Source organism: Streptomyces phyllanthi (assembly GCF_009377205.1).
Lineage (GTDB): Bacteria > Actinomycetota > Actinomycetes > Streptomycetales > Streptomycetaceae > Streptomyces > Streptomyces phyllanthi.
The window spans coordinates 1-3,245 of record NZ_VJZE01000698.1 but is presented as its reverse complement, the minus strand read 5'-3'; the positions used below and the strand labels follow the sequence as shown (position 1 = coordinate 3,245).

Here is a 3,245-nt window from a genome sequence, read left to right as displayed (position 1 = left end):
CCCTCCCCGCCCGCACCGCCTTCCGCCGCTTCTGGCCCATGACCAAGGGGCTGCGGCGCTGGCTCGTGCTCGTCTGGCTGTGCACCGTGCTGGGCGCCCTCGCGGAGACCTCCGCGATCCTGCTCTTCGGCGACCTCACCGACAACGCGCTGCAGAACGGCTCGCTGGACGCCTTCTGGACCCCCGCTGCCCAGTGGCTCGCCATCGCCGTCGTGGGCGCGGCCATCGGATACGCGGGCGGCTCCCTCGCCGTATGGGTGTCGGAGCGGTTCGTGATGCGGTTGCGCGAGCACGTCTTCGACCGCGTGCAGAAACTGCCCCCGCACTTCTTCCAGCGCCACCGCCAGGGCGACCTGCTCTCCCGGCTGACCGGTGACGTCGAGGCCGTCGAGCAGATGGCCGTCTCCGGCCTCATCGGTACCGCGTCCGCGCTGTTCAGCGCCGTCTTCTACGCGGCGGCCGCCTTCTGGCTGCGCTGGGACCTCGCCGCGGCCACCTTCGCCCTGGCCCCGCTGTTCTGGCTGGCCGCGCGCAGGTTCTCCGCGACCTGGTTCCGCGCCTCCGTCCGCTCGGCGCGCCTCAATCAGGCGTACGGGCAGCTCGTCCAGGTCATCGAGACCGTCTGCGTCCTGGCCGCGATCGACATCGGCGTATGGGAGATCTCCGAGGGTCAGATGACACTCGGCCAGCTGCTCGCTTTCGCCGCCCTCCTCGGCTACCTCTACCCGCCCATCCGCAGCCTCGCCCAGCTGGGCCTCCTCGTCGCCGTGGTCACGGCTGGCGCCGAACGGCTGGTCGAGGTGCTCGACGCCCGCCCCGCCGTCACCGACCCGGCCGGCCGCGCGCACCGGGAGACCGGCCGGCCCGACGGCACGGTGGAGGTCCGGGACGTCTCCTTCCGCTACCCCGGCACCGGCCGGGGCAGAACAGCGCCCCGCCGAACCCACCCCAAAAACAATGCAAGCACGCTTGCTTGTTTCTGTCCTCGCTGACATGCTCCCCCCATGGCCGACCCGATGCCCGTGATCGACGATCTCCGCGCCGAGAGCGAGGAACTCGACCTGCTCGTGGCCGAGTTGACCCCGGAGCAGTGGGCGCTCGCGACCCCCGCCCCCGGCTGGACCGTCGCCCACCAGATCGCGCACCTCGCCTGGACCGACCACTCCTCCGTGCTGGCCGTGACCGACCAGAACGCCTTCGCCCGCGAGGTCGAGAACGCACTGACCTCGCCCGGGGACTTCGTGGACAACGGCGCGGAGGAGGGAGCAGGTAAGCCGCCCGCACAGCTGCTCGCGGACTGGCGGGCCGGACGCGAGGCCCTGGAGGACGCCCTGCGCGCCGCACCCGACGGCGCGCGGTTCCCTTGGTACGGCCCGCCCATGTCCACCGCCTCCATGGCCACCGCCCGCCTCATGGAGACCTGGGCCCATGGCCTGGACATCGCCGACGCGCTGGGAGCGGCCCGCACCCCCACCGACCGGCTCCGGCACATCGCGCGCCTCGGCGTCCGCACCCGCGACTTCGCCTTCGGCGTGCACGGACTCACCCCGCCGTTCGAGGAGTTCCGCGTCGAACTCCTCGGCCCCTCCGGCGAGACGTGGACGTACGGCCCCGACGACGCCTCGCAGCACGTCACCGGGCCCGCCCTCGACTTCTGCCTCCTGGTCACCCAGCGGGGCCACCGCGCCGACCTCGCACTCCGCGCCGACGGCCCCGACGCCGAGCAGTGGCTGGACATCGCACAGGCCTTCGCGGGCCCACCCGGCAAGGGACGCGCGCCCGAGCAGGAGCCCGAACAGGGGTCCGAGAAGAAGCCCGGGCAGGGATCCAGGCAGGAGCCCAAGGCGGGGTCCAAGCAGGAGCCCGAGCAGGAGCCCCGGTGAGGCCCCTCCGTATCGGCAACGCCTCCGGCTTCTACGGCGACCGCTTCGACGCGATGCGCGAGATGCTCACCGACGGGCCCCTCGACGTCCTCACCGGCGACTACCTCGCCGAGCTGACGATGCTCATCCTCGGCCGCGAGCGCCTGAAGGACCCCGGCGCCGGATACGCCCGCACCTTCCTGCGCCAGCTGGAGGAGTGCCTGGGCCTCGCCCACGACCGGGGCGTCCGTATCGTCACCAACGCGGGCGGCCTCAACCCGGCCGGACTCGCCGACGCCGTACGGCGGTTGGCGGACCGGCTCGGTATCCCCGCCCGCGTGGCCCACGTGGAGGGCGACGACCTCGGCCCGAACCACCCGGACGCCCTCGCCGCCCACGCCTACCTCGGCGGCTTCGGTATCGCCGCCTGTCTGCGCGAGGGCGCCGACATCGTGGTCACCGGGCGGGTGACGGACGCGGCCCTCGTCACCGGGCCCGCCGCCGCCCACTTCGGGTGGGGGCCGGGGGAGTACGACCGGCTGGCGGGTGCCGTCGTCGCCGGGCACGTCCTGGAGTGCGGGACGCAGGCCACCGGCGGCAACTACGCGTTCTTCCACGAGGGCGACGTCCGCCGCCCCGGTTTCCCCCTCGCCGAGCTGCACGAGGACGGCACCGCCGTCATCACCAAGCACCCCGGCACCGGCGGCATCGTCGACGTCGGCACCGTGACGGCGCAGCTCCTGTACGAGACGGCCGGCGCCCGGTACGCCGGGCCCGACGTCACCGCCCGGCTGGACACCGTACGGCTGACCCAGGAGGGCCCCGACCGGGTACGCGTCACCGGCGTGCGCGGAGAGGCCCCGCCCCCCACGCTCAAGGTCGGCCTCAACCGGCTCGGCGGATTCCGCAACGAGGTCGCCTTCGTCCTCACGGGACTCGACATCGAGGCCAAGGCCGAGCTCGTACGGCGGCAGATGACGGACGCCCTGGCCAAGTCGCCGCCCGGCGAGGCGCGCTGGGACCTGGCCCGCACCGACCACCCCGACGCCCCCACCGAGGAGACCGCCAGCGCGCTGCTGCGGCTCGTCGTACGGGATCCGGACCAGACGGTCGTGGGGCGTGCCCTCAGCGGTGCCGCCGTGGAGCTGGCGCTCGCGAGCTACCCCGGCTTCCATGTGCTGGCCCCACCCGGAAAGGGCGCGCCCTACGGGGTCTTCGAGGAGGCGTACGTCCCCCAGGGCGCCGTCGACCATATGGCGGTCCTCCACGACGGGCGCCGGATCCCCGTGACCCCGGCCCACGACACCCTCGTACTCCAGCCCGTCGAGGAACCCCTGCCATCCGAGCCCCTGCCATCCGAGCCCCTGCCACCCGGTCTCGGCC

2 protein-coding genes and 1 pseudogene are annotated in these 3,245 nt (G+C 73.5%); all 3 read left to right on the top strand.

Going from position 1 to position 3,245, the window contains the following annotated elements:
* Window positions 1-920 (top strand): annotated as a pseudogene (locus FNH04_RS43605) (ABC transporter transmembrane domain-containing protein); the annotation flags it as partial.
* An 84-nt stretch (window positions 921-1,004) separates the two neighbouring features.
* Entirely contained in the window at window positions 1,005-1,883 is an 879-nt protein-coding gene (locus FNH04_RS43600; RefSeq protein WP_152791772.1) for a TIGR03084 family metal-binding protein, read from the top strand.
* Window positions 1,880-3,245 (top strand): acyclic terpene utilization AtuA family protein (locus FNH04_RS43595; protein ID WP_322725575.1); only part of this gene is annotated, 1,366 nt, incomplete at its 3' end. The genes FNH04_RS43600 and FNH04_RS43595, both read left to right, overlap by 4 nt.

What these genes read in the sequence shown, in the direction of transcription:
- FNH04_RS43600 (WP_152791772.1), top strand. Translation starts at nt 1,005, where the DNA reads ATGGCCGACCCGATGCCCGTGATCGACGATCTCCGCGCCGAGAGCGAG.